The organism is Rossellomorea orangium, from assembly GCF_019334305.1.
Taxonomy (GTDB): domain Bacteria; phylum Bacillota; class Bacilli; order Bacillales; family Bacillaceae_B; genus Rossellomorea.
Map to the genome: position 1 here is coordinate 392203 of NZ_JAHWGH010000008.1, position 22222 is coordinate 414424.

21 protein-coding genes are annotated in these 22222 nt (G+C 44.8%); 16 read left to right on the plus strand and 5 right to left on the minus strand.

The window, feature by feature from the left end; translation table 11 throughout:
* Positions 1-27: 27 nt before the first annotated feature.
* Positions 28-516, minus strand: a complete 489-nt coding sequence (locus KYJ26_RS05490; RefSeq protein ID WP_219166319.1) for a BsuPI-related putative proteinase inhibitor — start codon at positions 514-516, stop codon at positions 28-30.
* Between the two features lie 212 nt (positions 517-728).
* Here KYJ26_RS05490 and KYJ26_RS05495 point away from each other — a divergent pair, with 212 nt between their 5' ends.
* From KYJ26_RS05495 to KYJ26_RS05525, 7 genes are read left to right on the plus strand one after another with little or no spacing between them, the layout of a single operon-like run.
* Positions 729-1961, plus strand: coding sequence for an ABC transporter substrate-binding protein (locus KYJ26_RS05495; protein ID WP_219166320.1), 1233 nt, complete (start codon positions 729-731; stop codon positions 1959-1961).
* Positions 1939-2802 carry an ABC transporter permease gene (locus tag KYJ26_RS05500; protein ID WP_219166321.1) on the plus strand — a complete coding sequence of 288 codons (864 nt, stop codon included), beginning with the start codon at positions 1939-1941 and terminating at the stop codon, positions 2800-2802. Before KYJ26_RS05495 ends, KYJ26_RS05500 begins: the two co-directional genes overlap by 23 nt.
* 10 nt (positions 2803-2812) lie before the next feature.
* A complete protein-coding gene (locus tag KYJ26_RS05505) occupies positions 2813-3610 on the plus strand; it encodes an ABC transporter permease (RefSeq protein WP_219166322.1) in 798 nt (265 codons plus the stop codon).
* On the plus strand, positions 3607-4572 hold the full coding sequence (locus KYJ26_RS05510) for an ABC transporter ATP-binding protein (protein ID WP_219166323.1): 966 nt from the start codon (positions 3607-3609) through the stop codon (positions 4570-4572). The genes KYJ26_RS05505 and KYJ26_RS05510 overlap by 4 nt, the downstream gene beginning before the upstream one ends.
* A 12-nt stretch (positions 4573-4584) precedes the next feature.
* Entirely contained in the window at positions 4585-5244 is a 660-nt protein-coding gene (locus tag KYJ26_RS05515; RefSeq protein WP_219166324.1) for a TVP38/TMEM64 family protein, read from the plus strand.
* A 14-nt stretch (positions 5245-5258) separates the two neighbouring features.
* A complete protein-coding gene (locus KYJ26_RS05520; protein WP_219166325.1) occupies positions 5259-5840 on the plus strand; it encodes a CDP-alcohol phosphatidyltransferase family protein in 582 nt (193 codons plus the stop codon).
* Positions 5841-5852: 12 nt separating this feature from the next.
* Positions 5853-7280 carry a dihydrolipoyl dehydrogenase family protein gene (locus tag KYJ26_RS05525; RefSeq protein WP_219166326.1) on the plus strand — a complete coding sequence of 476 codons (1428 nt, stop codon included), beginning with the start codon at positions 5853-5855 and terminating at the stop codon, positions 7278-7280.
* A gap of 205 nt (positions 7281-7485) precedes the next feature.
* On the opposite strand, the gene KYJ26_RS05530 is transcribed toward KYJ26_RS05525, so the two are convergent.
* From KYJ26_RS05530 to KYJ26_RS05540, 3 genes are all read right to left on the minus strand, one after another.
* Entirely contained in the window at positions 7486-8571 is a 1086-nt protein-coding gene (locus KYJ26_RS05530) for an NAD(P)/FAD-dependent oxidoreductase (RefSeq protein ID WP_219166327.1), read from the minus strand.
* Positions 8572-8587: 16 nt separating this feature from the next.
* Positions 8588-9139 carry a GNAT family N-acetyltransferase gene (locus KYJ26_RS05535; RefSeq protein WP_257474885.1) on the minus strand — a complete coding sequence of 184 codons (552 nt, stop codon included), beginning with the start codon at positions 9137-9139 and terminating at the stop codon, positions 8588-8590.
* A gap of 202 nt (positions 9140-9341) precedes the next feature.
* The gene (locus tag KYJ26_RS05540) at positions 9342-10529 is read right to left on the minus strand and encodes a dicarboxylate/amino acid:cation symporter (RefSeq protein ID WP_219166328.1); all 1188 of its coding nucleotides are present in this window, start codon (positions 10527-10529) and stop codon (positions 9342-9344) included.
* A gap of 297 nt (positions 10530-10826) precedes the next feature.
* Here KYJ26_RS05540 and KYJ26_RS05545 point away from each other — a divergent pair, with 297 nt between their 5' ends.
* From KYJ26_RS05545 to KYJ26_RS05585, 9 genes are all read left to right on the plus strand, one after another.
* Positions 10827-11897, plus strand: a complete 1071-nt coding sequence (locus KYJ26_RS05545) for a D-alanine--D-alanine ligase (protein ID WP_219166329.1) — start codon at positions 10827-10829, stop codon at positions 11895-11897.
* A gap of 75 nt (positions 11898-11972) precedes the next feature.
* Positions 11973-13349 carry a UDP-N-acetylmuramoyl-tripeptide--D-alanyl-D-alanine ligase gene (locus KYJ26_RS05550; RefSeq protein ID WP_219166330.1) on the plus strand — a complete coding sequence of 459 codons (1377 nt, stop codon included), beginning with the start codon at positions 11973-11975 and terminating at the stop codon, positions 13347-13349.
* 93 nt (positions 13350-13442) lie between these two features.
* Positions 13443-14132 (plus strand): alpha/beta hydrolase, encoded by a 690-nt coding sequence (locus KYJ26_RS05555; protein WP_219166331.1) that lies wholly within the window; start codon positions 13443-13445, stop codon positions 14130-14132.
* A 261-nt stretch (positions 14133-14393) separates the two neighbouring features.
* Complete coding sequence (gene cshA / locus KYJ26_RS05560; RefSeq protein WP_219166332.1) at positions 14394-15914, plus strand: degradosome RNA helicase CshA; 1521 nt, start codon at positions 14394-14396, stop codon at positions 15912-15914.
* A gap of 184 nt (positions 15915-16098) precedes the next feature.
* Positions 16099-17259, plus strand: a complete 1161-nt coding sequence (locus tag KYJ26_RS05565; RefSeq protein WP_219166333.1) for an IS256 family transposase — start codon at positions 16099-16101, stop codon at positions 17257-17259.
* Between the two features lie 343 nt (positions 17260-17602).
* Entirely contained in the window at positions 17603-18574 is a 972-nt protein-coding gene (locus KYJ26_RS05570) for an NERD domain-containing protein (RefSeq protein ID WP_219166334.1), read from the plus strand.
* Between the two features lie 47 nt (positions 18575-18621).
* Positions 18622-19584: a UV DNA damage repair endonuclease UvsE gene (gene uvsE / locus KYJ26_RS05575; protein WP_219166335.1), complete on the plus strand. Its 963-nt coding sequence runs from the start codon at positions 18622-18624 to the stop codon at positions 19582-19584.
* Between the two features lie 73 nt (positions 19585-19657).
* Positions 19658-20137 carry a PH domain-containing protein gene (locus KYJ26_RS05580; protein WP_219166336.1) on the plus strand — a complete coding sequence of 160 codons (480 nt, stop codon included), beginning with the start codon at positions 19658-19660 and terminating at the stop codon, positions 20135-20137.
* Positions 20127-21584 carry a PH domain-containing protein gene (locus KYJ26_RS05585; RefSeq protein WP_257474887.1) on the plus strand — a complete coding sequence of 486 codons (1458 nt, stop codon included), beginning with the start codon at positions 20127-20129 and terminating at the stop codon, positions 21582-21584. The genes KYJ26_RS05580 and KYJ26_RS05585 overlap by 11 nt, the downstream gene beginning before the upstream one ends.
* 40 nt (positions 21585-21624) lie before the next feature.
* Here KYJ26_RS05585 and KYJ26_RS05590 read toward each other — a convergent pair whose 3' ends face one another.
* Positions 21625-22209: a rhomboid family intramembrane serine protease gene (locus KYJ26_RS05590; protein ID WP_219166337.1), complete on the minus strand. Its 585-nt coding sequence runs from the start codon at positions 22207-22209 to the stop codon at positions 21625-21627.
* Positions 22210-22222: the final 13 nt, after the last annotated feature.

Here is a 22222-nt window from a genome sequence, read left to right on the forward strand (position 1 = left end):
CTTATAAGATTAATCCTTTTTATATCCCTATTTGATTTCGACATCTGCCGTCGCTTTATAATCTTGATCCCCTTTGGCAGTCATCCAAACCGTTAGCGTATACGTACCGCTTTCGAGTTCCGGCAAAACAATCTTCTGAGAAAATTCTTCGCCCTGCTTCACTGTGATTTCCTGTATTGCCTGGGTATACATCTTATTCTTCGAATCTTTATATACGACCTCGCCTTTGTCGTTCTTCAGTTCGTAGTCGATTTTCTGACCCGATGAAAAGACAAACGTTTTTTCTTGCTCTGTTTGGTTTTTTACTGCATATACATAAACATTCTGATCTTCCGCATCTTGTACTGTTAATGAAGGTTCCATTGCTCCTGCAACAATTCCTTTCTGTACAGTCATATCTTCACCTGCTTCCTGGTCCGTTCCTTTATTCGTCGGCTCGCTGGCATTTTCATCAGCCGTCCCGCATCCGGCCAACCCCGCCATCAGAATGATCGTCATCATCATTAGTCGTTTCATGTTGAACGTCACCTCCTTACCGTATTAGACAGGCTCCTTTACAAAAGGTTACACACCTTATGAAAAATGAGCACGAAGACACAGGGGAATGTGTTCTACTGAGTTCTTTATGTCCTTCAGAAGGGTAATCTGCATATGTAAGGCAGATTACTTTTTTATATTATTGTGTTCAGTACAATAGAATTATAGTAAAACGCAGAGGAGTAGGATGGATGAGAAAATGGTTGGCTATGGTGAGCATTATTTCCTTACTATTAGTATCCGCTTGTGGTTCTTCGGATGCAACGGATACGAGCAAACTTCCGGATGATGATTGGGAGAGCATTGCTTCAAAAGCGGAAGGGAGCAAAGTGAATATATTCATGTGGGGAGGAGACGACGGGATCAACCGCTATATTGATGACGTCATGGCTCCCTTGCTGAAAGAAAGGAACAATATCGAACTGAACCGGGTACCATTGGATACGACTGAAATCCTTCAGAAGCTTCAAACTGAGAAACGGGCAGGCAAAGAAAAGGGGACAATCGATATCGTATGGATCAACGGGGAAAATTTTAAAAATGCAAAAGAAAATGATCTGCTGGCAGGAGCCTTCACTGAAAAGCTGCCGAACTATAAAAAATACTTCGATACCGATAGCGACGCATTCAAATACGACTTCGGAACCGAAACAGAAGGGTTTGAAGCTCCGTGGGGAAAGGTTCAATTCGTCTTTTTCTATAACAGTGAAAAAGTGAAAAATCCTCCTGCTACTTTTGATCAGTTAAAATCCTTCATGAAAGAGAATCCAGGTAAATTCACTTATCCTAACCCGAGTGATTTCACGGGAAATGCATTTCTTAGACATCTTCTTTATGCGAAAACCGACAAGAATTTGGCACAGGATGGATTTGATGAAGAAAGAGCGAAAGAACTCGGAAAGGATGTTTGGACTGAATTGAATGAAATGAAGCCATACCTATGGAGGAAAGGGGAAACCTACCCTTCCACCCTTACCGATCTGGATAAGCTGTACAGCCAGGGAGAAGTATGGATGACGATGGGCTATAACGAAGCAAGGGCTGAGCATTTGATCAAAGACGGAGTGTTTCCTGAAAGCACAAAGTCCTTCCTCCTTGAAGACGTCGGATCGATCGGAAATACTCATTTCCTGTCGATTCCATTCAACAGCCCCAATAAAGAGGGGGCCATGGTGGCCATTAATGAGTTCCTATCCCCGGAAGCACAGTACGAGAAACTGAAGCCGGATTATTGGGGGGAAAGCTCACCGATCTCTTATGAAAAGCTTGATGAAGACTGGAAGAAGAAATTCATGGAGATCAATCGTGGGGAAAGTGTGCTGGAGGCATCTACGCTTGAAGAATCTTTTAAAGGTGAGCTCGAAGCTGCTTACGTAGAATGGTTAAAGGAGAACTGGATCCGTGAAGTGGCTGAAAGTCAATAATGCGCTACTCATCCTTCCGGGCCTTCTCTTTTTCCTTCTGATCCCTGGCCTGGGAATTGTCCTGGCAATCTTTGAGAGTGTGAGGGACGGGGGAGACATCACCCTCAGGCACTACGGTAAATTGTTTGAAGAGGATCGTTTTGTCTCATCTGTCTTCTTCAGCTTGACGGTGACGGCCGTCTCGACCATCGTTGCACTTCTGATCGGCTTGGCAATCGTGAAGGCATTCGCTCCTCTATTAAAGGAAAACAAATATAAATTGATTGTGTGGATCCCGATGCTCGTTCCCCATTTTGTCTGGGCTTATCTTGTCTACTTACTTTTTAATCAGAGCGGCTTTTTCTCGAATGTTTCAGGGATGCTGGGATGGATTGACGATCGCAGTCAATTTCCGATTTTGGTTCAGGACCGGGACGGGATCGGCATTATCCTGACATATGTATGGAAGGAAGTTCCGTTTGTGACCCTGATGCTGCTGCCGATATATGCCACCCTTTCAAAAAGGTATAAAGAGGTCGCTTCGTTATTGGGAGCGGGACCTTATCAAGCTTTTTGGGTAGCGGAGTGGCCTTTGATCTTTCCGGTTTTCATTGAAACCGGGGCGATAGTATTTGCATTCATCTTTACTGCATTCGAGGTTCCTCTGCTTCTTGGAGTGACTTCCCCTCAGATGCTGCCGATCCTTGCATATGATTGGTTTTACAGCGGCAGCTGGAGTGACCGTCCACTGGCGTTTGCCTCCCTTGTCCTGACAGGCATCGTCATCGGGATCTTCATGTGGGCCGTCCTTTATAGCACGAACAAGAAACGGATGCACATCACTAAAGGGATTGGGAATTAGAGGTGTTACTATGAGAAAATCTTTATTTTACAGCCTATCCTTCATCCTTTTCGTCTTTCCCATTCTTTTTTTGCTCTACAAAAGCTTTTTCGGTGTATGGGTATGGGGGAGTCCGGATCTTGGCGAACCAAACGCAAGGGCTTGGAAACTGTTATGGCATGAAGGTGAATTCCATGATTCCATAGGAGTTTCAATTTGGATTGCCCTTATCGTACTTGCCCTCAATCTGCTGATCGGCATCACTTCCGGGAAAGCATATGCCTTCTCCTCTTTCAGGGGAAAAGCGGTGCTCGAAGCACTTCTGATGCTACCGCTCTTTATACCAGTATTGGTGGTGGCCATCGGACTTCATATCACGTTTATACGATATGGCCTTTCAGATCACTGGCTGGGTGTAGCCCTTGTCCATCTGGTTCCGACCATCCCTTACAGCATCAAAATGTTTAAAACAGGCTATGAACGGATCGGCTCCAAATTAATCGAACAATCGACTATCCTTGGAGGAAGTGCCATACAACGTTTGTACCATATTGAATTACCGCTGCTATTACCAAGCATCCGAAGTGTATTATTCCTGACGATTGTCATCTCTTTAAGTCAATACGTCTTGACGGCAATCATCGGGGGAGGGAACGTGGTGACACTGGCGATGGTTTACTACCCGTTTACCAACACGGCAGATGAAGCGGTCATGGCAGCATTCTCCATTGTGTTTGCCCTCATCCCCATCGCATTTTATATCATTCTTGAAGGGTGTTTGACGTTCATGCTCCCATATCAGCAGCAAAGAGGGAGGAAGAAAAGGTGAGTTCATTTATTGAGATTCAAGGGTTATCCAAAACATTTAAAGAGAAAGAAGTATTAACCGACACAACCCTTTCCTTGAAAAAAGGGGAGATCCTATCACTCGTAGGAGCTTCTGGTTCAGGGAAATCGACCTTTCTGCGCATTCTATCAGGCTTAGAATCTGCCACGAAGGGAAAGGTGTTAATAGAAGGAAGCGATATTTCCTCGATTAAGCCCCGGAACCGCCCCATCGGCATGGTCTTTCAACAGCCCTTACTCTTCCCCCATATGAACGTTCTTGAAAATGTCATATACGGGTTGAAAATGAAAGGGAAAAATAAAGAAAATAAGAAGAGAGCAAAGGATTATATAGAAAGAGTCGGACTCGGGGAATTCATGCTCCATTACCCATCAGAGCTTTCCGGGGGTCAGCAGCAGCGGGTTTCTTTGATACGCTCCCTCATCTTAAAGCCAAAACTGTTGCTTCTGGACGAGCCATTCAGCAGTCTTGATCTGCAGCTGAGGAAAGAATTGAGACAATGGGTACGGAGCATTCTGAAGGAAGAAGATACTACGGTCCTATTCGTGACCCATGACCGTGATGAGGCTTATGAGATGGGAGATCGCGTGGCGGTTTTACAAGACGGGCGCTTCCTGCAGATCGGGAGCCCAGGGGAGATCTACTATAATCCCGCTTCCCCGTTCGTCGCGTCGTTCATGAGTGACGTCCTCATCCTTCAGGAGCAGCAGTTTGTCCATGCTTCCCATATACGGGTCGTCCCTTCCGTAAAGGACCTCACCTCCCCTTGTTGGAAAGGGACGGTACGTCAAAAATTATTCATGGCAGGAACGGATATTTATGAAATATGGGTCGAAGAACTGAGGCAGAAGCTGAATCTTCCACTAGGTTGGGACTCAATAAACGGAACGGTTTGGCTCTATGCAGAGGAAGAGAACATTCGAACGTTTCAGATAGAGGAATAGGAGGGAAGAATAATGAAGAAGAAGGAAATCGGCAAGATCCTGTTATTCATTGCGGTATTACTGTTCCTCATGTGGCTGAGCCGGAATTTCTTTCATGTAAAGCCTCATGATATCAGGGACTGGATTGTGTCATTTGGCATATGGGCTCCAATAGTATTCATCGCCGCTTACACGATCCGGCCATTGATCCTTTTCCCGGCTTCCATCCTTTCCCTTGCAGCAGGGCTCGCATTCGGTGCTTTTGAAGGCTTCTTTTATATTATTTTAGGAGCCCTCGGCGGTGCGACGGTAGCCTATTATGCAGCCACCTTCCTGGGGGCGAAATTGCTGAAAAAACCATCCCCACGCTTAGAGAAGATTCGTGACAAAATGGATGAGAGCGGCTTCTTCTATGTTCTGCTCTTACGCCTCGTGCCATTTCTGAACTTTGATTTGATCAGCTATTTGGCAGGAATGGGAAAGGTGAGATACCTTCCATTCATTCTCGCGACGGCCATCGGAATTTTACCAGGCACCTTTGGCTACGTCTTCCTGGGGTCAAGCTTGGTAGGAGAAGATCGGACGAAATTATATTTCGCCCTCGCATTTTTCCTGGTCATGATCATCGTACCACTCATTTTCAAAAAGAAGATGAAAGTATGGCTGGGATTATCGAGTAAAGAAGATAAATAAAGGATGGGAACGATATGTTAGACACACACGCACGCAAATGGGTGCAGCCTAGTATAGAAGGAACGGCAAGGCTGTTTTTAAAGAAAGGCCTATCGGCGGATCAAGTGACGGTCACGGCCTTTGTCGTGGGATCTGTCACTGGATTGGTCTATTACATGGGGTTCCCGATCATCGCCGTCATCTTATTATGGTTGTCCGGATTCCTCGACGCAGTGGACGGCACGATGGCCCGATTGACCAAGCCGTCTCCCTTTGGGACCGTCATGGACGTGACCTTTGACCGGATCGTTGAGATCAGCGTTATCCTTGGTGTTGCCTTCCTGCACCCTGAAATCATGTGGGCACTCCTCTTACTGAGTGTCTCCATCATCGTTTCCATGACCATTTTTCTGACTGTCGGAGCTGTATCGGAAAAGCAGGGCATGAAGTCATTTTATTATCAGGCGGGACTCGCAGAAAGGACGGAAGGGTTCATCCTGTTCAGCGTCATGATGTTATTTCCGTCCATTGTCCTGTGGACGACCTTACTGTTTTTTGCAGTTGAATTGTATACGGGTATTCAACGTTTTCTAGAAGCGAAACGATTACTTTCATAAGGAGAGATGAAGATGGATCAATACGATTTGATTGTTATAGGCGGAGGCGCAGGTGGACTGACCGTCGCATCGGGAGCCGCTTCCCTTGGAGCCAAAGTGGCCCTCATCGAAAAAAGTGGACTGCTTGGCGGAGACTGCCTTCACTTTGGCTGTGTCCCATCAAAGGCCTTCATCCAGGCGGCTAGGGAAGTTGCGACCATCCGGAATGGAAGTGCTCTTGGGTTCGAAAGCAGTGGTACTGTCAATATGAAAAAGGTGAAAGAAAGAGTCAAGGGAGCCATAGCACATATTCAAAAGCATGATGATCCCGACCGGTTCCTGCAAATGGGAGTAGATATCTACTTCGGAGGTGCCGAGTTCCTGGATTCTCACAGTATTCTTGTGGAAAAGGAAGACCGGATCTCTGGGAAAAGAATCGTTGTCGCGACTGGATCAAGTCCTCTCGTGCCGGACATCGATGGCGTTTCCGAGGTGGAATATCACACGAATGAAACCGTATTTGACGTCGAAGAGCTGCCAAATAGGGTTGTATTCGTCGGCGGGGGTCCTATCGGGCTTGAACTTGCCCAGGCATTTTCTCAGTTGGGAGCTGAGGCTGTTGTCCTCGAACAAAATGATGGGATTCTAGGAAAAGAAGATAAGGAAATCCGTGAAGTGGCAACCGGCTTATTGGAGAAGGATATTCAGTTTGAATATGGAGCGGAAATCAAACGGGTTTCAGAGAAGGCTGGCGGTCAGAAGACGGTACAGTATATAAAAGAAGGAGTAGAGCAATCTGTAGATGGGGACCTGTTATTTTTGGCAACCGGCCGCAAACCTGGTACAGAATCCTTAAACCTCTCCGCTGCAGGAGTGGAAGTTGACGACCGTGGTTTCATCAAAGTAAATGATGAACTGAGGACCAATCATTCCCATATTTTCGCCATCGGGGACGTAAACGGACGCTACCCATTCACCCATGGAGCCGGAATGGAAGGAAAGCTCGTCGTCCAAAATGCTGTATTCGGATTGAAACGGAAGGTTTCCTACAACAAACTTCCGTGGACGACCTATACGACACCGGAAATCTTTCATATCGGACTGACCGAAGAAGAGGCCGTGGAAAAAGGGATAGAATATAAAGTGTACAAGACGACATTGAATGAGGTCGACCGTTTCGTGGCCGATCACCGAACTGAAGGGCTTGTCAAAATCATCACAGAACCGAATGGTAAGATACTCGGTGCCCACGCCGTCGGTACCGGTGCAGGCGACTGGATGCAGCCCGTCATATTCGCCATGGAAAAAGGGAGCAAAATCGGTGCCCTGTCGAATATGGTCTACCCGTATCCGAACCACGCAGCTGCCGTACAGCAAACAGCGGACCTGTATTGGAGAGAGAAACTGTTTGACGGCGTACTGCCTGTGATTAGTAAGAAATATGTGGAGTTGTTTCGATAGGGGGGTAGTGCACGACTGCTGGTGGGGTGGTCGTGTTTTTTTGTGTGGTGAGAAATAAAGAGATGCCCATGTATCATCATTATTTGACTATTGGAGGACAAAATCACGATATCTCTCCATTTAGAATTCAGAAAAACAGTGCTCAAGATTGTTCAGGCCCTAAACCTCCCCGCCACAGGCACCACCAACACCAAAACCTACTACATCACCCCTCATACTTTCCAACAAACCTCACATCAATCCAATTCTTCAACCGCCAAGCCCATCTGCTGACCAATGAAAACGATCCGTACGTCAGGAAGCCTTGTCCGTTGCCCACAGACATAATCGCCAAATACCTTTTCTGTGGTTCAAATGGAATAATCTTTCCATCCGCCGCTGCACCGGTCAGATTTCTCCACAAAACAGGACCTTGTCGGACGGCCGTGACCCCGTTTTTCGGAAGGTCGGGGAAGTCTTGTAAAGTCGCACAATCCCCGGTTCCGAACACGTTAGGGTAATCCACTGATTGAAGATAGCTGTTTACCAATAGGAAACCTTTTTCATCGTTCCCCAGCACGCTGCTTCCGAACAATGGAGGTGCTTTAGGTCCGCCCAGGAAGATGACTTCATCAAAGTCTAGAATCTCACCTTCATCTGTATGCAGTCGAGCACTCTCAATCTTTGTCACCCGTCCTTGGTGCAACTCGATTCCCTTTGAACGTGCAAGATCCGTCATTTTTTTGGATGAAAAGGAACCCGCCTTTTCTAACAGGGGAGAGGAGTGGACAACCGCTATGGAATGGTCTCCATATCCCTTGTCCATTTTCCATGCCTTTAAAGATAATGCCATTTCGATACTCGCCGCCCCGCCACCGATAAAGACGGTTCTCCGGCTGTTGTGCAGCTTTTCAATTTGCTCCGGGAAACGATAGTTTGGTTTGATGGGCAAATTGTGTTCATGCAAGCCCTGTATCTCCATTGAGTCATTACGGGATCCGATGTCGAAGGAAACAAAGTCGTACGTGAAAATGTCGCCTTGGTCTGTGAGGAGATGCTGTTGATCGGGATCGATGGAGAGGACGGTCCCCTCGACGAAGTCACAGCCGGACCTCTCACATAAGTTCTTTAAATCTATACGGGTTTCTTCCAGTGCGTAGATTCCTTCGGTGTACCCCGAGAACATTCCAGAATAATACTGATAACGGGAAGGGGAAATGAGCATCCACTTCACGTTTTCTTCCTTAGAGTCTATTTTCTTTAAGCAGTGAAGGTGACTGTGGCCGCCACCGACTAGGATGATTGTTTTCATTGAGGATCTCCTTTTTTTAGAGAGCGCGTTTTTCTTCCCACTCTTCCCTGATCATGCCCATGCGGATGGAATCGTAATAGACGCCATCGTAATAGCGGCATTTTCTCATGCGCCCTTCAAGCTGCATGCCGACTTTTTCTGCGGCCTTCATCATCCGCTCATTTCCTGACCACGTCGTGATGCCGACCCGACCGATTTCCTTTGTGGTAAAAAGATGGTCGATCCAAAGAGATAAGGCTTCGGTTCCATACCCGCCGTTCCAGTATGCAGGATCATATATGACAATGCCTGCCTCAAGCCATCTGGTTGGTTCATAGTCCCAGTAGTATGCCACGGTTCCAATGATGGTCCCATCTACCTCGATGATCCGCTGGAATTCATCGGTGCGGTTTCGATTCCGGATGGATGACTCCATATACTCTTCAAGGGGAACGTATTTATGTTCAAAATATGGAGCGTCCCATTTTTTCCACTCAGGCGATGGATTGCCATAAATATAATCCCATAGGGTAGGAAGGTCCCTCTCTTCTATTTTTCTAAGTGTTACACGCTGACCGGTTAATTTCAATGTAATAGCACTCCTTTATTATGTTAATATTTCCATTATACAGAAAATATCAGGATGATTCAGAAAAGATGAATGTAGGGCTTGGAACATATACCTCATAGCAAGCGGACACACGTGAAACAGTCAAAAGAAAGAATAAAGAAATCCCCCAAATAGAAACAGAGGTCCGTCCCTCACGATCGAGGGACGGACCTCTGGCAGGTCAGCTTGCTTTAATAGAAGATACGCGTGCTTTTTTCTTTTGGGTCAGTTTGTCGACGATGGATGTGATGGCACCGTCACCCGTTACGTTGCAGGCAGTACCGAAGCTGTCCTGAGCAAGGTAAAGGGCGATCATGAGGGACGTCATGGTCGGTCCGAATCCAAGCATTGTTTCAAGTAGTCCGAGTGCTGCCATGACCGCTCCACCGGGAACACCTGGTGCTGCGATCATCGTGATGCCGAGCATCAGTATGAATGGGAACAGCTGAGAGAACTGAAGTGCTTCACCCTGGATGAACATAACCGCCATGGCACAGCTGACAAGGGTGATTGTACTTCCTGATAGGTGAATCGTGGCCAGCAGTGGAACGGAGAAGTCGGCGATGCGTTCCCTGGCACCGATTTTCTTTGAGCGTTCAAGTGTCACCGGGATGGTAGACGCAGAAGACTGCGTTCCAAGTGCCGTGAAGTAAGCAGGAAGCATTCCCTTCATCATGGAAAGCGGGTTTTGCTTTCTCAGAGTACCGGCAGCAGTATATTGAATAACTAAAAAGATAAGATGTAATAGAATAATCATGACAAAGACTTTTGCGAATACAGACATGATTGCGCTCACCTGTCCGCCCTGAGTCATATTGGCGAAGATTCCAAGAATATGGATTGGCAGGAGTGGAATGATGATTTTTTCAATTACGAGCTCAATGATGTTCCTGAATTCATCCATCCCCTTTTGAAGGGTGTCCCCTTTGATGGCCGCCATACCAAGACCGATGGTGAAGGCGATAAGGAGTGCCGACATGACGCCCATGATCGGGGGCATGTCCACTGTGAAAAATCCTTTGAGAAGAGCTTCTTCCGGATTTTCAAATGATTGGGACGTTTGATTTGCGAGTAAAGATGGGTAAATAGACTTCGCAACTACAAAGGCGAGCAAACCTGCAAGCACCGTGGAACCATATGCGAGTGCAGTGGTTAATCCAAGAAGTTTTCCTGCGCCTTTACCCATGGAACCAATTCCAGGAGCGATAAAGCCGATGATGATCAGCGGGATCGCGAATCCAAGGAAATTCCCGAATAATCCATTGAATGTAGCGAAGATTTTCACAAACCATTCTGGTGCATATGCTCCAATGACAATACCTGACGCAATACCTAAAAGAATCTTAGGCAGTAAACCGAGCTTTCTCATCTGGGTGTCCTCCTTGAAAGTACAAATGTTTTTAATAGGAGGATTATACACCTTATAGAGTAAGATTTTAATAGCTTTTTAAATAGGCGAAATCTTAAGTGTATTCAGAATAATAATGGTAGGACTGTCGCAGGACTGGTTTTCGTTTGCATACATATATAATGGGCAATGATCCGAATGCCATTTGAATCAAGACAAATGTGGTAATTTTTGATTTCCAAAGGAATCATTCTTTCCCTTTCCCCTGAAAGTGATAAAATAGAAACATCTATTGTGAATATTGGAGGTAACACATACATGAAAACGAAGTTATGCTTACTGTACGGCGGTAAATCTGCTGAACATAATGTATCTCTGCAAACAGCCAAGGCCGTGATTGGTGCCCTGGACTTAAATAAATATGAAATCCACCCTGTTTTTATCTCGACAGAAGGCAAATGGGTCAAGGGTCCACAATTGAACGCCCCCGTTGAAGACGTGAAAGCATTACAATTCAAAGAAGGGGAGGAAATCGCCCCTAATGCGTTGAGTACATCCATCGCTCCTTCTGAATCTGAAGGATATGACATGATCTTCCCATTGCTTCACGGACCGAATGGGGAAGACGGAACGGTTCAAGGGATGCTTGAGCTGTTGAACCTCCCGTATGTAGGGAATGGGGTCCTTGCTTCATCAGCCGGGATGGATAAAGTCATCATGAAGAATCTGTTTGCTCAGGCGGGCATTCCACAAGTCAACTACACATGGTTCATCCGCAGCACTTGGAAAGGAAATCCTGACGCTGCTTATAAGCAAGTGGAAGATGAGATTGGGTATCCTTGTTTCGTGAAGCCGGCAAACCTGGGTTCATCTGTTGGAATCAGCAAGTGTACGTCCCGTAAAGAACTGGAGACGGCTTTTGAAGAAGCATTCCAATTCGACCGCAAGATTATCATCGAAGAAGGCGTGAAGGCACGTGAAATCGAGCTTGGCGTACTTGGAAATGATCAGCCTGAATGCTCTGTCGCAGGTGAAATCGTCCCTAAGAAAGATTTCTATGATTACAAAGCGAAATATGAGGATGGGGATACAGCCCTCATCATCCCTGCAGAAGTAGAAGGCGGCATCTACAATGAAATGAAAAACATCGCGATTCAATCCTATAAAGCCCTGGATTGTTCAGGACTTGTACGTGCGGACTTCTTCTTGACAGAAGATGGTCAAATCTTTATGAATGAAGTGAATACGATGCCTGGTTTCACGCCATTCAGTATGTTCCCGCTTCTTTGGAAGCACACAGGAGTCGATTATCCTACCCTGATCGGGAAACTTGTGGAGCTTGGAATGGAACGATATCAAGACAAACAAACCATTAAACATACGATGTAAAACAACATGGGACTGACCGCCAAAAGGCAGTCCCTGCTCTATTTTGATGATAAAATGAGTAAAAGGAGAAAGCGAATGTTCGAGAAGACGATTAAAGATATCTGTACCATGATTGATGTGAAAAACGATCTTTCCTCGTTTGATGCCGTTGTGGTAAAAGGCGTTTCCATCGATACGAGAAAAATTGAAAGCGGCAATCTATTTGTTCCTTTTAAAGGGGAGAATGTGGACGGTCACCAGTTTGTACGACAAGCCATTGATAATGGGGCGTCTGCTGCACTCTGGGATGTCAATGTCCCTAATCCACCTGAGGACATACCCGTTATAGTGGTGGAGGATCCACTCCTTGCCCTTCAGGATTTGGCGAACAAGTACCGGCATGAACTGGATCTAAAGGTAGTCGGGATTACAGGAAGTAATGGGAAAACAACGACCAAGGATATTGTGGCCAATCTTCTTTCCGTGAAATATCGGGTTCATAAGACGCAAGGGAACTATAATAACCATATTGGCCTCCCGTTAACGATCCTTTCCCTGCCTCAGGACGCGGAAGTGGCGGTGCTTGAAATGGGGATGAGCGGTTTCGGGGAAATTGAACTCTTATCTGAAATCTCCCAGCCGGATGCCGCCATCATTACGAATATCGGTGAATCCCATCTTCAAGACCTTGGCTCACGGGAAGGCATTGCCAAGGCTAAGCTTGAAATCGTAAAGGGCCTTAAAACTGACGGGTTGTTTGCCTACTACGGAGATGAACCGCTGCTGCAGGAAGGTGTTAAAAGTCTCGGTCTGAAGCATATGGAGACATTCGGAAGAAGCGAATCCAATACGATTTACCCGACAAAAATCGAAATGAACAATCAAGGAAGCTACTTTGAAACGTCTTTCGCTGAGGGTGAAACGTTCTACCTGCCTGTCTTAGGTCAGCATAATATCCATAACGCCCTTGCTGGAATCCTGATTGCCCGTCATTTCGGACTCAGTGTAGGTGAAATGAAAGAAGGCTTACAGTCATTGAAGCTGACCCAAATGAGAATGGAAATGCTGGAAGGAGCAAAAGGCGAAAGCATCATCAATGATGCCTATAATGCGAGTCCGACTTCCATGAAAGCGGCCATTGGGCTTGTATCAGAGCTTGAAGGCTTCCGCACGAAGATCCTTGTGCTTGGTGACATGCTGGAACTAGGGGAGAACGAAGATGATTTTCACAAAGAGATCGGGCGCATGATTGACTCTGAGAAGATCCAGCAAGTGTTTACGTTCGGTCCTCTTGCAGCCTTGATTGCAGAAGGAGCCCTGGAGAATTTCCCGGAAGACAGGGTTCACTCTTTTAGCGATAAAGAGAATTTGACGAGTGAATTGTCCTCCATTATTAAAGGGGATGAACTGATTTTATTCAAGGCGTCCCGGGGGATGAAGCTTGAAGAAATCATTGACGGCCTGAAGGCATAAGTTTAAACCTTCAGGAAAATGAACAAAATGAGCTTGTAGATGATGTGGGAGTTTGGCTCGCTCCCTACTTTTTGATAAGTGAGTGGGGATAACATGATCGGTTGTTTATTAATCCATGGTTTTACAGGGAGCCCATTTGAAGTGGAGCCTCTGGCAGAATTCCTCCAAGAACGGACCGATTGGGAAATCGTCGTGCCCACTCTCCCAGGTCATGGGGATACTCTTGATTTGAAAGGGATTAAGCATATTGAATGGATTGAACATGCTGAGTCTGAACTGAAGTGCCTGCTTGATACCTGTGACGAGGTCTATGTCATCGGTTTTTCAATGGGAGGATTAATTGCTTCCTATCTTTCTGTGAAATACGACATAGGTAAGCTCGTGCTCTTAAGCGCTGCAGCCTACTATATAAATGTCAAACAGTTACTGAAAGATATTGGAAATTTGATCAAAGAAGGAATGCAAGGCAATATAGTTGAAAACGAGCTGTACAAACGATATAAATTCAAGGTGACACAAACCCCAATTCTTTCCACATACGAATTCAGGAAAGTCGTCCGTATCGCTCGTCCACTTCTTTCTAAGGTGAATATCCCAACCTTTATCGCCCAAGGACAGAATGATGGAATAGTCCCCCCTAAAGCAGCGAAATATATATATGAGACTATTTCCTCAAAAGAGAAAAATTTATTCTATTCCCCAGAAGCAAAACACTTGATTTGTCATAGTGAAGATAAGCACGATCTTTTTGATAAGATCTACCAATTCCTGCAAAGTGAATAGATTGACTATTTGACATTAGATTGAAATTCATTTCTAGAAGTGGTAACATAACTACAACATAGTTCTTATTTTGTTGGACGTGCTAGCTCTTCTATTTTGAAGGGTGTATTTTTTTGTACCAAACATAAAACTAAACATCTCATATAGACGGTTTTAGATTAGATACCGAAGTCTTTCGGTGGGTAAGATTTCGTTCCGACCTAAAAATATAATCAGATATTGATTAGTTATAAAAGATGTAAATTAAAGGAGAATGTAACATTGACTAAGTTTGCAGATTTAAACTTAAGCGCATCTACGTTGAAATCAATCAAACGTATGGGCTTTGAAGAAGCAACACCAATTCAGGCGAGTACGATTCCAGTCGGTTTAGAAGGTAAGGATATCATCGGTCAGGCACAAACGGGAACAGGTAAAACGACAGCATTCGGAATTCCAATGATCGAGAAAATCGATGTGAAGAACCCGAAAGTTCAAGCATTGATCATTGCGCCTACTCGTGAACTTGCGATCCAGGTTTCTGAAGAGTTATACCGTATCGGAGCTGACAAGCGTGCCCGCGTCCTATCTGTATATGGAGGTCAGGACATCCAGCGTCAAATTCGTGCGATGAAGAAGAACCCTCATATCATCGTCGGTACACCTGGTCGTCTGCTTGACCATATCAAACGTAAGACGCTCAACCTTGAAAATGTTGAAACACTTGTACTGGACGAAGCAGACGAAATGCTGAACATGGGCTTCATCGAGGACATTGAAAGCATCCTTGAGACAGTTCCAAGCACAAGACAAACACTTCTATTCTCTGCTACAATGCCGGATCCGATCCGTCGCATTGCGAACCGTTTCATGTCAGAGCCTGAAGTCATCAAGGTTAAATCAAAAGAAGTAACGGTTTCAAACATCGAACAGTACTTCACGAAAGTAAGCGAAAAAGAAAAATTTGATACACTTTCACGTTTAATCGACGTACAATCACCTGAACTTGCGATTGTATTCGGTCGTACAAAGCGTAGAGTAGACGAATTGGCACGTGCTCTTAGCATCCGCGGCTACCTGGCAGAAGGAATCCACGGAGATCTTTCACAAGCTCGTCGTATGACAGTCCTTAAGAAATTTAAAGAAGGACGTATCGACATCCTTATCGCTACAGACGTTGCTGCCCGTGGATTAGATATCTCAGGCGTAACGCATGTATACAACTTTGATATTCCTCAAGATCCTGAAAGCTACGTTCACCGTATCGGACGTACAGGTCGTGCAGGTAAGAAGGGTATGTCCATCACTTTTGTTACACCAAGAGAAATGGGTTACCTGAAGATTGTTGAACAAACAACGAAGAAGAAAATGACTGCCCTTAAGCCACCTAGCTTAAACGAAGCTCTTGAAGGTCAGCAGCGTCTGGCTTTAGAGAAACTGGTTGAAGCAGCGAAGGAAAGCGACCTTAAAGATTACTATCCATTAGCAGAAGAGTTCCTTGGCGATCACGATCCAGTTCAAGCAGTTGCAGCAGCGATCCGTGTATTGACGAAAGAGCCTGATACAACTCCAGTTGAAATTACGGAAGAGCGCCCATTACCATCAAGAGGTGGAAATCGTGGCGGCGGAAACCGTGGTGGATACAAAGGTGGATCACGCAGTGGTAAAGGCGGAAGCCGTGGTGGATCATCACGCAGCGGCGGTGGAAACCGCGGAGGCGGAAGCCGTGGCGGAGATCGCAACCGTACTGGTGGCGGCAGACCACAATCTTCAACTAAACGTAAATCTTATAACAATTCTTGATTAGATAGATAGGACACGGCGACCTTTAGGGTTGTCGTGTTTTTTTATGGTTTTGGAAGAGATTGAGGGGAGTGTTGTACCAATATTGATTAAGTCCATATAATTGTGTAAAAAGAAAGAGTCATTTTATTCCTTCTTGTCAACACTGTTTTCAACGACGATAAACAATGAGAAGAGGAATAAAATGACTCAATTACAGTTTAACCTAGATTTGGATTCTTTAAAAGAAGCAGTTGTAAATTCTAATATCGAAACGGTGGTCCGTTCAGCCATCGTCCTTGTATTAAATGAATACATGGAAAGGGAGAGAGACCAATACCTACAAGCAGCTTCATACGAACGATCTACTGATCGTTTAGATTATCGTAATGGCTACTATGAACGTGATTTTACAATGAGTGTTGGAAAGATCAAATTAAAGGTGCCGCGTACCCGCAATGGAGACTTTTCTCCTTCTGTATTTGAAAAATACTCACGTTGTGATCAAGCTTTTGTCCTTTCGATGATTGAAATGGTGATCAATGGTGTTTCAACTCGCAAGGTTACTCATATTGTAGAACAGCTTTGTGGAGAAACGGTTTCTAAATCATTCGTTTCTTCCCTGACACAAAAATTAGACCCTATCATTAATGATTGGGCTAAGCGACCTTTGAACGGATCTTATTTTCCATATATATTTGTAGATGCCATGTATGTAAAAGTTCGTGAACACCATCGTGTCGTTTCAAAAGCCGTTTACATTGCGACAGCTCTCTCAGAGAACAATAATCGCGAGATTTTAGGGTTAATGGTCGATCATGTGGAGAGTTATGAGAGCTGGAGTAGGTTCTTTCAACAGTTGAAATCCCGAGGTCTACAATCTCCTAAGCTTGTGATATCAGATGCCCATAAGGGTCTTCAAAAAGCGGTACTACGTGAGTTTATTGGAACAAGCTGGCAGAGGTGTAATGTACACTTTAAACGAAACATCATTCAACACCTCCCTAAAAAAGATTCCAAAGAAATTAGAACTATGATTAAGAGAGTGTTTGAAGCTGTCAAAATTGAAGATATGAGAAACTTTAAGGAAGAATTGATGAGTCAATATAGCGAGAACACCAAATACGAAAAAGCGCTGGCCATCTTTGATGAAGGCTTTGAAGATACGATTCAGTACATGGACCACCCTGAAGAAATTCGACCACATATCCGCAGTACCAACTGTTTGGAACGCTTGAACCAAGAGGTTCGAAGAAGAGAAAAGGTCATACGGATTTTTCCTAATACCCAGTCAGCCTTTCGATTAGTCGGAGCCGTTTTGTTTCATTACCAACAAACCAATTATTCAAAGAGAAAATCCCTTTAAAAAGCCCTAAACATTTTTGAATGAAACTTCCCATTCAAATGGCTTCATGGAAGTTTCGCAAAAAAATGTTGAATTGAATAGCTATAGCTGATTAATAGTTGAAAAAGACAAGCAAGGAATTTACACAATATTAAGGACTTGACTCCAATATTTGTAAAAAGACGCAATTACTACTGAAAATGACGCAATAAATAAAAAAACGACGCAATTATGAAGAAAATGACGCAATCTTGGCCAAAAATGACGCAATCCATATTAATATGTTAATATTTCCAAATCAGAAGAAGGAAAATTCCAATCTGCGGCGAACTAATTAACCATACTGCTAAAGGAGAGTGATCAATTGATCTGTAAAGAGCTGAAAATCCCGATTATTCTTGAAAAAACAGAAGCATTATCCGTTCGGATCGTCAAAAATCATCCAAGGGTCCCCCTCATTGAAAAGGATTTAAGAAAAAGAAGGGCCGGCTACAACGGAGAATCCACGATCTACTACCACCTCACTTTTCTAAGAGATAAAAGATACAAGATCTTTTATAATGTAAGACTCCCCATCTTCTCAAACCATTTTCAAATGGACTTTCTCATCCTCACCCCATTCTATATCTTAATCATCGAAGTAAAAAACATATCAGGAATGGTAACCATTGACCCTTTCATCAAACAGCTTACCCGAACTCATAAAGGAATGACAGAAGGGTTGGTCGACCCGGTATCTCAAGTGCAAAGGTATAAGTTATTGATCCACAAATGGTTCATTACCCACAGAATAAAGCATCCCCCAATCGAACACCTCGTCGTATTCAGCAATCCATCGACCACTTTGAATTACACCGTATCCCCGGCGCCTGACGATCCCTATAAACAGATTATCCATGCTCAAAATGTCATCGATAAGATCAAGGAATTGAATGAAAAACATCCAACCCCAACCGTTACAGATAAAGAACTTTTAAAAATGAAAAGGCTCCTATTGAAAAATCATCATGACTCTGACACTGACATCTTAACATCCCATTCCTTAACCAAAAACGATATCCTCACCGGTGTACGCTGCGACAACTGCCAGCACATCCCGATGATCAGAGTCAGTGCAGCCTGGTACTGTCCTAAGTGCAACGACTCTTCAAAAACCGCACACACCAAAGCAATCCAAGAATACTTCTTACTAATAAACAACCACCTGACCAATAGGGAAATAAGAAACTTCCTTCATTTAAACTCAAGAAACACAGCCTATAAACTATTGAAATCCTTTCATCTCCAAACCCAAGGAAGCACCAAATCTGTCACCTATTCAAAACCGACGAGATAATTCCCCATCTAAAGCACATACTAACCCCAAAAAGGAGTCCATCACCCATGACACTCGTAAAACTGGGCTATGTAGCCATGAGCATGAATCTTCAAAATGCCTCTCCCTCACAAACGATGACGTACAAGCAATTTGCAGGCATAAAGGATCGAGAAGCAGCGATTCATAAATTAGAACGGATTGCCCGCTCGAATTTGCAAAATTGCCTCAGGCTTTTAAAACATAATGTCCTGAATGAAATCCATTTCTTCAGGTTCAGTTCGAAGTTGATCCCCCTTGCGAATCATCCGGAATTAAAGGGATGGGACTTCATTGCCCCTTTAAAGGATGAACTCCATGAGATAAAGAAATACCTCGAGCTTCATCCGATGAGGGTTGGGTTCCATCCCGATCACTTTGTCCTCTTAAATTCGAGCGATGTAGATGTGCTGAAGAATTCGCTGAAGACTTTAAAGATGCATGAGGCATTGCTAAAAGGAATGGGTATTGACCCGACTCACCGCTGTGTTCTTCATGTAGGCGGTGCCTATGAGGATAAGGAAAAGGCGCTTGAGCAATTTATTCATAATTGGGGGCTGACGCCTGTCTCGCTTCAACGGATGATCATTCTTGAAAATGACGATACGGTGTTCAGTGCAGCCGACGCCCTGTATTTGTGTGAGAAACTAGGCATTCCCCTTGTATTTGATTATCACCACCATCTAGCGTACAACGAACGGGACTGGTTACTGGACTGGGAAAGGGTGGTCGGAACGTGGAGTCAGTCCCCGCTTCCGGTGAAAATGCATATCTCAAGCCCCCGGTCACGTGAGGATTATAAAGCCCATGCGGAATTCATCGATCCCGACATGTTTATGGACTTCCTTCACGGGATCAAAGGGACGGTGGCTGAAATCGATTGTATGATCGAAGCGAAGAAAAAGGATGACGCTTTGTTCAAATTAGTGGAGGATCTGAAAGAACATGAAGATATAGAATGGGTGGATAAGAGTACCTTTATTTTAAAATAGATCTGAAACCATCTCTGTTCCAAATCGTATATATACTGTAAGATTTAGTAAGAGAGATGTGAGGGGGATTGGAATGATAGGGGAACCGCAGAAGAGAATTTCACCCAAGGCCTTAAAGGTGTGGAGGATATATGGAGTGTTGGAGTCGCTGGTCGTGGCGTTGCTTGCAGCCGGGGCGATCGTACTCACTTACCTTTTTGATTGGCCCGGGTGGGTAACGGTGATAGCAGGATCAGTTTTTATACTTTTTACATATGTGTTTGTATACTTGCTGCCGATGATCAAATGGAAGAGATGGCGGTATGAAGTGAGGGAACAGGAAATTGAACTGCAGCGTGGGATCTTCATTGTGAAGCGCACACTGGTCCCGATGGTGAGGGTTCAGCATGTCGATACAGTTCAGGGTCCGATTCTAAAGAAATATGGGCTATCGACGATTACGATATCTTCCGCTGCAACTGTTCATGAAATTCCCGCATTGAACATGGAGGAAGCGGATGAGCTGAGAAACTCAATATCGCAACTGGCAAGGGTGGCGGAAGATGATGTCTGAACATAAACGTCTTCATCCGATATCGGCAGTAGCGAGTTTCATTAAGCAGCTGAAGGATCTGATTGTACCCTTTGTCTTTTTATTTGTTATCAACAATCGTGGAGAGAAGAACGGATTCTGGGATTATCTCCCTTTATTATCCATGGCAGTCGTTCTTGTTGCCGTCCTTGCTTTCGGCATCATTAAATGGCTTCGGTTCACTTACCGGGTGGAAGAGGGAGAGCTCCGGATTGAGTATGGCCTTTTTGTCAAGAAGAAACGGTATATCCCGATAGACCGTATCCAGAGCCTGAATTTCTCCGAAGGGGTGCTTCACCGTCCATTTGGACTCGTGAAAGTGAAAGTCGAAACAGCGGGTTCTTCAAACGCGAGAGAATCGGAAGCTGAGCTGACGGCCATTTCAAAAGAGGAAGCAACCGACCTGGAAAAACTGATTTACCTGGAGAAAAAGGGCCAAAAAGGTACGGAGGATCTTTCGGTAGAACAACCTGAAAACCACAATGAGAAATCGGTTTTCACTCTGGGATCTAAAGATATCTGGGTGCTGGCTGCGACTTCTGGAGGAGTGGGTGTGATCATTTCGGGTGTTGCGATCTTCCTGTCGCAATTTAATGAACTCATTCCCTATGAAGCTGTATTTGAAGAGCTGGCCGTGTTTGTACAAAACGGAGTGCTCATTGTCGCGTTGACTGCATTTGTGGGGCTTGTCCTTGCCTGGTTGCTATCGATCATTTGGACATTCATTATTTACGGTGATTTTAAGATAAGAATTGTCGATGATCATATCGTGATTACCAGGGGGCTGCTTGAGAAGAAGCAGGTGACGGTTCCGTTAAACCGGGTTCAGGGAATCAGGATCGTGGAGAACCCAGTCAGGCAGCTGATCGGCTATTGTACCGTACATATTGAAAATGCAGGCGGGTCTGTATTGGAGAAAGATAGCATGAGTATCAAATTGTTTCCGATTGTAAAGAAGGAGCGGGTACCTGAGTTGTTAATGGGCTTGTTTCCTGATTATATCATCGAAAAAGATTTCAAGGGGCTGCCGGAACGCTCCATGAGAAGGTATGTTTTCAGGCAAACTGTATGGATATTGGTACCGACCGCAATCGCCTGTTATTTCTATTGGCCATATGGCCTTTGGGCAGCTCTATTGGCCCTGCCTTTTGGTATTCTTGGCTACTTTCAGTTCCGCGCAGGTGGCTTTAGGATCGATGGTGGACAATTAACGTTGCGGTATAGAGGCGTCCTGAAGAATACGATGTATATGAAGAAAAGCAGGATTCAGTCTTTGGATTCAAAAGTGAGCTGGTTCCAGGCGAGAAATGAGCTTGGGAGTCTTACGACCACAGTGAAGTCGGGGGTAGCCGGCTATGCTAGTCCTGTAAGGGATCTGGATCATGAAGATGTTAAAAGGATCACTTCCTGGTTTTCCCATAGTAAGTAAGTGAAGAAGCGGCCAGCTTATGCGGGCCGCTTCTTGCCTATTATTTTCTCCCGGAGATCCATCCGATAACGAAGCCGGCAATCAATCCGAAGATGTGGGCTGTAATATTGATACCCGATTGCATAAAGGTCATGACGACCCCGATGATGACGATGGGTAAGATAATCTGACGACTTTCCCTCGTAATGAAATGGTTCTTCAGAACAATCATGGCGATGTAATAACCGAACAAGCCGAATATGGCTCCTGATGCCCCGACGTGACTGTACGTGAGTGGTTTGACAAGGAATGTGATGATATTGGCAAACACACCGCTTGCTATATACAGGGCGACAAACTTCGCCTTTCCGAGATGCTTTTCCAAAGGTGGTCCGAACAATACAAGAGAAAAGGAGTTAAATAACAGATGGGCAAAACCCATATGAACGAAAATCGGGGTGATCAATCTCCACCATTCGCCTTCTTTAATAAACAAATTCACTCCGGCCAGTTGTTCATATACCCACAGTTGAGGGAAAATAGGGAGGGTGCTGACTGTGTAAAGGACGATATGAATCAAGACAATCAGGGAGATAATAGGATAGAACCGTAAGAATTGAGAAAAACTTTCCGTTCGTACAAACATAGTGTATCCTCCT

What these genes read in the sequence shown, in the direction of transcription:
- KYJ26_RS05530 (WP_219166327.1), bottom strand. Translation starts at nt 8,571, where the DNA reads ATGAAAACAATCATCCTAGTCGGTGGCGGCCACAGTCACCTTCACTGC.
- KYJ26_RS05505 (WP_219166322.1), top strand. Translation starts at nt 2,813, where the DNA reads ATGAGAAAATCTTTATTTTACAGCCTATCCTTCATCCTTTTCGTCTTT.
- KYJ26_RS05490 (WP_219166319.1), bottom strand. Translation starts at nt 516, where the DNA reads ATGAAACGACTAATGATGATGACGATCATTCTGATGGCGGGGTTGGCC.
- KYJ26_RS05580 (WP_219166336.1), top strand. Translation starts at nt 19,658, where the DNA reads ATGATAGGGGAACCGCAGAAGAGAATTTCACCCAAGGCCTTAAAGGTG.
- KYJ26_RS05545 (WP_219166329.1), top strand. Translation starts at nt 10,827, where the DNA reads ATGAAAACGAAGTTATGCTTACTGTACGGCGGTAAATCTGCTGAACAT.
- KYJ26_RS05565 (WP_219166333.1), top strand. Translation starts at nt 16,099, where the DNA reads ATGACTCAATTACAGTTTAACCTAGATTTGGATTCTTTAAAAGAAGCA.
- KYJ26_RS05540 (WP_219166328.1), bottom strand. Translation starts at nt 10,529, where the DNA reads ATGAGAAAGCTCGGTTTACTGCCTAAGATTCTTTTAGGTATTGCGTCA.
- KYJ26_RS05585 (WP_257474887.1), top strand. Translation starts at nt 20,127, where the DNA reads ATGATGTCTGAACATAAACGTCTTCATCCGATATCGGCAGTAGCGAGT.
- KYJ26_RS05590 (WP_219166337.1), bottom strand. Translation starts at nt 22,209, where the DNA reads ATGTTTGTACGAACGGAAAGTTTTTCTCAATTCTTACGGTTCTATCCT.
- KYJ26_RS05525 (WP_219166326.1), top strand. Translation starts at nt 5,853, where the DNA reads ATGGATCAATACGATTTGATTGTTATAGGCGGAGGCGCAGGTGGACTG.
- KYJ26_RS05520 (WP_219166325.1), top strand. Translation starts at nt 5,259, where the DNA reads ATGTTAGACACACACGCACGCAAATGGGTGCAGCCTAGTATAGAAGGA.
- KYJ26_RS05555 (WP_219166331.1), top strand. Translation starts at nt 13,443, where the DNA reads ATGATCGGTTGTTTATTAATCCATGGTTTTACAGGGAGCCCATTTGAA.
- KYJ26_RS05495 (WP_219166320.1), top strand. Translation starts at nt 729, where the DNA reads ATGAGAAAATGGTTGGCTATGGTGAGCATTATTTCCTTACTATTAGTA.
- KYJ26_RS05550 (WP_219166330.1), top strand. Translation starts at nt 11,973, where the DNA reads ATGTTCGAGAAGACGATTAAAGATATCTGTACCATGATTGATGTGAAA.
- KYJ26_RS05515 (WP_219166324.1), top strand. Translation starts at nt 4,585, where the DNA reads ATGAAGAAGAAGGAAATCGGCAAGATCCTGTTATTCATTGCGGTATTA.
- uvsE (WP_219166335.1), top strand. Translation starts at nt 18,622, where the DNA reads ATGACACTCGTAAAACTGGGCTATGTAGCCATGAGCATGAATCTTCAA.